This window comes from Nocardia barduliensis (assembly GCF_013315795.1).
Classification (GTDB): domain Bacteria; phylum Actinomycetota; class Actinomycetes; order Mycobacteriales; family Mycobacteriaceae; genus Nocardia; species Nocardia barduliensis.
Window position 1 is genome coordinate 1 of sequence record NZ_JABLTE010000204.1, and the last position, 6,367, is coordinate 6,367.

Genomic DNA, 6,367 nt, shown 5'->3' on the forward strand with positions numbered 1-6,367 from the left:
GTCCGGGGGCGAAGCCCGCCGGGCGGGGTGTGGGGGTTGCACCCCCACCAAACACTCAGCGGAACGAGCGAGGCCCATGCCCTCCGTGGGCATGGGCCTCGCACTCGTGGACCTTGCGGGAAACTACTCGAAACAAACCGTGCTGCTGGAACGCCTGGTCAAGCTGTCTGAGCGGGTGGCACGAGGGGGACGATCGGCCTCCAGCGTGCCCGAGTCGCCCCGGCTCGTGGGCCGCAAAAAGCACCTGACCGCCGAGGAGACGGCCCAGATCGTCGCCAAGTACGAATCTGGTGCGTCCATGGCTCAGCTGAAGGTCGAGCACCAGATGGCCAAGCGCACGGTAGCGAAGCTCCTGCGAGACAAAGGGGTAACGATCCGGCCACCCGGTGGGCAACAAAAGTAAGCGGGATACGGACGAGAGACCAACCCAGAGCGACCGCCGCGTCGGCCCGCTTCTACATGTCCCCTTCGGTATCGTCGCGGCGAGGCACGCCGCTTTCCGTGCGAACCCATCGGTAGCCGGCCTCGTCGGTAAATCGGATGGTCACTTTCAGCCGAGCTACATCGGCAATGGCGGCGTATGCCATCACCGCGCTCTGTTCCGGCGTCAAAGTCCTGGGCCATTCAGTGGCAAGCTGCCCAGTCAGTGCTTCTTTCATCGCTTCGGTGACATGCGGAGTCAGCTGCTGTGCCGCACGTCCAGCCGCCAGAGATGCACCACTTCCGAACATGCCGTAGCCAGCGCGGTTCAGCGTGGCCGACATCGCGCCGGTCAGCGCTTCGTTGATGAACTGCGAGAACAACGCTTCGGTGCTGATTCGCCCGCTCGCCGGCTCGCAGCCGTCCGGGACTTTCTGTTCCTCTGCGTCGACGGCTTCCACTGACACGGACAACTCGGTGATCGGTGAGTTGCTGTGGTTGGCGACCTTCACGCTCCACATGTCCGGGCCGAAGATCGCCGCTCGGAAGAGCGTAGGAACGACCCTCCGTGCCTGCGCCGCGATCCGATCGTCTTCCGCGCGCTGTAGGGCGGCCATCTGAGCTTCGTACCGCTGGCGATCCTCGGCCATCTGCTCGTCTTGGATCGCTTTGTCCTGCTGCGCCTTTCGCACTTGAAAGACCGCGACCCCCAGAGCGATCAGAACACCTATCGTTGTGGCAGTCGACTGAACGATTGCCAGCCATGTCGGCACCTGGTTCATGGTCCCGCTTTCCGGCTTGCTCGACGGAACGCTTCGGCGCCAGTGTATCGGCGGAAAGGTCGGGGTCTAGCTCAAATTGAACGCCTTTGCAGCGCTCATTCGGTTCCAAATCGCACGAATGGCCCCACCCCCCTTGGCTAACCGCAGCGCGAATCGGCGGTCGGACACACCCAGACGCTCCAGACTAAGCCAGTGCTGCGATCTGCCAGAGGTCGACCAAACGCTGAAGTCATTCGTCACCGCTGAGGCTTCTGTGGCTGCGCCAGTAGTTCCAGACATCCTGCTGGTCGCGGCGTACGCGATCGCGGTTGCAGTGTGCGTACTCATAGCCCGGTTCGCCAGTTGCGACAGTGACCGCAATGGCAGGCAAGTTCGGCTCACCACGCTTCTCACAGTCGACGGCCACCGCATCGAGCAGCATTCCGATGTTGCGGTAGCTGTACGCGCCGATGGCCGCCGCCAGATCCGTGTAGGTGATTTTCTCACCGAGCTGCGCAACCGCGATCAGCGCCGCACGGGCCGCGGGCACCGTTTCGACCTGGTGGCGTGTCGCTCTACGGGTCTTGCCACCGAGGCGGTGATAGCGTTCACCAACCTGGATCATCGTGGGCATGTGCTGGTCTTTCCTGGTCGTTGCTCGTCCCGGCCACCACGGATGTCGGGCACACGGCACGAGACGTTACCCAGGACTAAATCGAGGTCCAGTAAGGCGGCCATCGCCCGCCGCCTCAGCTGCCTACCGATCACGATCCCGCGGACGAGGCAGGTGGCGTCGGAGAGCAAGTTCCGGAGTGAACGAGTCGGATCAGGTGGCGGCGCATTGCGATTGGGGAGCCCGGATGAGGGCAGGCATCGAAGAATCAGCGGACACATCTGCCCTGCGGGCGTAGCGTATACGTGACATCTGAAGCAGCATCAGACATGGCGAGTGCAGAGAGAAGGGGGCGGCATCCATGGCGCTCGATTGGTCGAGTATCGGCGCCAAGTCTTCCGCCCCACTGGTGCGGCCCCGCGATATCTTCAACGCCCTCCCCAAACGGCCATGGTCCTACCTCCGGCAAGAGCAGGGCGAGGTGCTGGAGAAGTGGTACACAGAGCGTGACCAGCACGACAACGTCATCAAGCAGAACACCGGAGGCGGGAAGACCGTCGTAGGCCTCCTCATCGCTCAGAGCACCCTGAACGAGGGGATCGGCAAGGCTGTCTACCTAGCGCCAGACACCTACCTCGCTGCCCGTGTTCGCCAGGAAGCGGAAGCACTTGGGCTTTCGATCGCCGCCGACCCCGATGACATCAGCTTTCGCAGCGGCCGCGCCATCTTGGTCACGACTTTTCACACATTGGTGAACGGCAAGTCTCGGTTCGGAGTAGTGGGTGATGGACGAGAGCCGATCGATCTCGGCGTTGTCATCGTAGATGATGCACACGCGGCCTTGGCTGTCGCCGAAGGCCAGTTCCGATTGACAGTCCCGAAATCCCATGAGCTCTACGGTAAACTGCTCGACTTGTTCGCCGATGATCTGAAGTCACAGTCACTAAAGGCGTGGGAAGACGTCCAGGGCGGCGATTACGCAGCGCTAGTTCGTATCCCATACTGGTCTTGGGCTGACAAGCAGGAAGCAGTCAGGGCTGAGATTTTTCCTTACCGGCTGGACGACGATTTCAAGTTTGAATGGCCACTGATCTCCGAAGTACTCGGCCTGTGCGCCGCCACCGTGACGTCACGCGCCATCGAAGTTCGACCGCCAGCGCTGCCGATAAGCGTGATTCCTTCGTTCGTGCACGCGAAGCGCCGGGTCTACCTGACTGCGACGCTGTCTGACGACAGCGTTCTCGTCACCGACATGGATGCTGACGCGGCGGCACTCGGACGGGCAATAACGCCGGGCAGCGCCGCGGACCTCGGCGACCGCATGATCCTTGCACCTGTGGCGCTGAACCCCTCGCTTGACGACGACGCTGTAAGAGTCCTGGCTCGCCAGTTCGCCGATGGCGACTGGGACGGCGATGGCACACCGGAAGCCACACCAATCAATGTCGTCGTACTGGTCCCCAGCAAACCGGCCGCAGCACGATGGGCTGACTACGCCGACGTGACCGCGTACGTTGGCGACCTCCAGGACACCGTCGAGGAGCTTAAGAAGTCGCATGTCGGTCTAGTTGTGCTGGTCAACAAATACGACGGTGTCGACCTACCGAACAGCGCTTGTCGGCTCTTGATTTTGGACGGCGTCCCCGAACCGATGGATGCGACGGAGCGCCGTGAGTCGGCGGTTCTTGTTCGAAGTCCGGCACGGCGAATCCGAGCAGTCCACCGCATTGAGCAAGGAATGGGTCGGGGTATCCGGGCAGCGGACGACTACTGCGCCGTGCTGTTGATGGGTGCAGCACTGGGGATCGCGACCAGCGACCCGCAGCTGCGCAAGCACTTTTCGCCAGCCACCCGCATCCAGCTTGACCTCAGTGACCAGATCGCCCGCCAGATCGAGCACAAGGGCTTGGATGCTGTTCGGTTCGCACTGACTGCGTGCCTCACAGAGGATCCGAACTGGGTCACCCGTAGCCGGCATGCTCGTGCTGGCGTGCGGTACGCGGATGCCGGAGTTGTTCGACCCGAGGCAGTCGCGATTCGTGAGGCGTTCGACTTTGCGGCTCGCGGACAGACCCGCTCGGCAGCCGATCGGCTTCAGAAGGCGATCAACGAGACCGATGATCTTGAGCTGCGCGGTTTACTGCGAGAGCAGCAGGCTGCGTACACCCACCTCTTTGATCCCAATATTGCTCAGCAACAGCAGAATTCGGCTATTGCAGACAATCCTCTGTTGCTACGCCCCCTCTCAGGCATCAGTCCGAGCAAGCTTCGCGCAACAGCTACCCAGGCGCGGGCCGCCGCAGAGTTCCTCCGCAACGAGTACAGCGATCCGACCCAGCTTGTGCTTGGTATTCGTGCGCTCTTCGATGAGATCGTCTGGGGCGATGAGGACCGGACCGATCAGGCCGAAGCTGCGTGGCAACGGATCGGCGAGCATCTCGGCTTCGTATCGGCGCGGCCCGAAAAGCAGTACGGCACCGGTCCGGATAATCTCTGGCTCATCGACACCACCCGTCATGCAGTGATCGAGCTGAAGACGGGTCGTAGCACAGCCACTATCGCGAAAAAAGACGCTGACCAGCTCGGCGGCAGCGTTCGGTGGGACCGCCAGGAGTATCCGGAAGTAGCTCAGCTGCCGGTCATGCTCCATCCCAGTCCGACTCTCCATAAAGACGCCACCGCTGTTGAGGGCATGCGGATCGTAACGCCGGACAAGCTTGACGAACTTAAGCGTGCCGCGGCCGGTTTTGCTGTAGCACTGGCCGATGGCCTGGGTAGTTGGGGCGATGAAACGGCAGTCGCAAGCCAGTTGGCACAGCACAAGCTAAACGCAGGCACGCTCTTCGAAAAATTCTCTATACCTGTCAAGTGTTAAGTTCAACGGAGGTGCGTCAGCGTCTTTATTCGCGGCGCCCGGGGACGGCCATAGTCTTCACCTGACTCCGTCAATGTTCGTCACATCATATCACCGCTGATCGGAGATAGTGTTGAGTAGGAGCACAAACGCATCTGACGATCATGAGAACGCCTTCATGATCTGGCTTAATCGCCCGAGCGGTCGTCGGCTAAGCCAGAAAGGCGCAGTCCTCAAGAAGGGGCGGGATGTCATAAAGACAGTCACTTTTAGTCATTATGGCAATCCAACCGATGGTGAGGTCAGGAATCGCGATCTCCGGTTCCGCACAATTGACATCCGCGGTGGCCGGACCGTGGATTTCGATGATGATACAGCCGACAAAAATGCCTGGTACTGCGAGAACGACGAAATTGAGAAGCTACTGGGATTTCTTCACAATGAAGTTGCAAGAACCGGCCGCTACCAGATCGTGGACGCCGACTCACCAAGTGTGGCGCTGGTCGATCTACTACGAGGCAGCGACATTGACCCGCAGGCAATTGTCGATGCTCTTGTACGACACTCAAACATCGAGCAGATTGTCAGCCTTATCGCCAGCAGCGACATAGGCATTTCCGCAGCCCAGTCCGCCGTCATCGACAATCGTCGCAAACTCGTCTCGCAACTACGTGAACTGATCGACAACCCGAGCAGTACCGAGACTGACGTTCAGAATTTGATTGGAAACGCTTACTGGATCTTCGGAGGCCGTTATGTCGGAGTTGCCAAACATCGATCCTTAGCTAAGTTGGACCAAACGGACATCCCGCTGCTCGGCGCGGACGGAACCCTGCATGTCGTGGAACTAAAAGGTCCATGCATCAAGAAGCTCATCACGCGTCATCGTAATCACTGGATTGTCGGTCCTGAGGTGCACGAAGCGACCGCACAAGCAATGAACTATCTACGCGGACTCGATGAACAAGGCGCTACACTGTCGACCATATACAGCCGCGAGCTCGGCCAGGAATACGACATGAGCCGTGTATTCGCAACAGTGGTTATTGGACATTCAAACCATCACCGACCTCCTGACGCGAAACGTGAGGATGTCACTCGAACACTGCGACAGTACACTGCGGGGCTAAATCGGATTGAGGTCATCACGTATGACCAGCTCGTCGACAGCGCGGAGCGATCGCTGATATTCGAGCATGACCAGAATGAAGCGTTCGCAAACATGAATGACCAAAACCCCAGAGCTGAATAGGTACGGTTCTACACCTGCCCCACCACTGACAGGGGATTTGCAGGAAGTGAGAAAACAGGATCGGTCGCGTTGATCAACCGCTACGCGTTCGGCGTGCCACGGCATCGGGCGCAAACGCAGCTCACGACGGAATAGCCTCGCGGTCATGCCGCTTGCGTGCCCCTGGTTCGGCGATCATCTGATCAAGCCAGGCGACCAAGCCGGCAGCAGACGGATCGTCCTTGAGCGCTTCCCGAAGGCGGACGAACAGGCCCTGCCCGCGGGAGATGCGCCACATCTGGTAGGGGCTGCCGCCATAGCGGGGCGGGACGTCGCCCCAGCCAACGTCGTTGAGGAATTTAGAGGACGTCTTACGTGGGTGTAATTCGTTGTCCGGCATGATGTGACCCGTGGTCGACAGGCTTGCTCAACGGCTGGTCCCGGATGCGTTGTGGGACATCGTGAAACCGCTGCTCCCCGAGTTCACG

General features: G+C 60.3%; 6 protein-coding genes. 3 read left to right on the forward strand and 3 right to left on the reverse strand.

Annotation, left to right across the window (positions count from 1 at the left end; translation table 11 throughout):
* Positions 1–76 precede the first annotated feature (76 nt).
* Entirely contained in the window at positions 77–403 is a 327-nt protein-coding gene (locus HOV91_RS38165; protein ID WP_174190053.1) for a hypothetical protein, read from the forward strand.
* Between the two features lie 52 nt (positions 404–455).
* Here HOV91_RS38165 and HOV91_RS38170 read toward each other — a convergent pair whose 3' ends face one another.
* Together HOV91_RS38170 and HOV91_RS38175 are read right to left on the reverse strand one after the other, a co-directional pair.
* A complete protein-coding gene (locus HOV91_RS38170) occupies positions 456–1,202 on the reverse strand; it encodes a hypothetical protein (RefSeq protein ID WP_174190054.1) in 747 nt (248 codons plus the stop codon).
* Positions 1,203–1,431: 229 nt separating this feature from the next.
* Positions 1,432–1,815: a hypothetical protein gene (locus tag HOV91_RS38175; protein WP_174190055.1), complete on the reverse strand. Its 384-nt coding sequence runs from the start codon at positions 1,813–1,815 to the stop codon at positions 1,432–1,434.
* A 340-nt stretch (positions 1,816–2,155) separates the two neighbouring features.
* On the opposite strand from HOV91_RS38175, the gene HOV91_RS38180 reads away from it, so the two are divergent.
* Both HOV91_RS38180 and HOV91_RS38185 read left to right on the forward strand, forming a co-directional pair.
* Entirely contained in the window at positions 2,156–4,669 is a 2,514-nt protein-coding gene (locus HOV91_RS38180) for a DEAD/DEAH box helicase family protein (RefSeq protein ID WP_174190056.1), read from the forward strand.
* A gap of 157 nt (positions 4,670–4,826) precedes the next feature.
* The gene (locus HOV91_RS38185) at positions 4,827–5,900 is read left to right on the forward strand and encodes a Shedu anti-phage system protein SduA domain-containing protein (protein ID WP_174190057.1); all 1,074 of its coding nucleotides are present in this window, start codon (positions 4,827–4,829) and stop codon (positions 5,898–5,900) included.
* A 121-nt stretch (positions 5,901–6,021) separates the two neighbouring features.
* Here the strand turns inward: HOV91_RS38185 and HOV91_RS38190 are convergent, their stop codons facing one another.
* A complete protein-coding gene (locus HOV91_RS38190) occupies positions 6,022–6,279 on the reverse strand; it encodes a hypothetical protein (protein WP_174190058.1) in 258 nt (85 codons plus the stop codon).
* Between the last annotated feature and the right edge of the window lie 88 nt (positions 6,280–6,367).

Bases quoted from the DNA above. Each gene is read 5' to 3' on its own strand.
- HOV91_RS38190 (WP_174190058.1), bottom strand. From the start codon at position 6,279: ATGCCGGACAACGAATTACACCCACGTAAGACGTCCTCTAAATTCCTC.
- HOV91_RS38165 (WP_174190053.1), top strand. From the start codon at position 77: ATGCCCTCCGTGGGCATGGGCCTCGCACTCGTGGACCTTGCGGGAAAC.
- HOV91_RS38180 (WP_174190056.1), top strand. From the start codon at position 2,156: ATGGCGCTCGATTGGTCGAGTATCGGCGCCAAGTCTTCCGCCCCACTG.
- HOV91_RS38175 (WP_174190055.1), bottom strand. From the start codon at position 1,815: ATGCCCACGATGATCCAGGTTGGTGAACGCTATCACCGCCTCGGTGGC.
- HOV91_RS38185 (WP_174190057.1), top strand. From the start codon at position 4,827: ATGATCTGGCTTAATCGCCCGAGCGGTCGTCGGCTAAGCCAGAAAGGC.
- HOV91_RS38170 (WP_174190054.1), bottom strand. From the start codon at position 1,202: ATGAACCAGGTGCCGACATGGCTGGCAATCGTTCAGTCGACTGCCACA.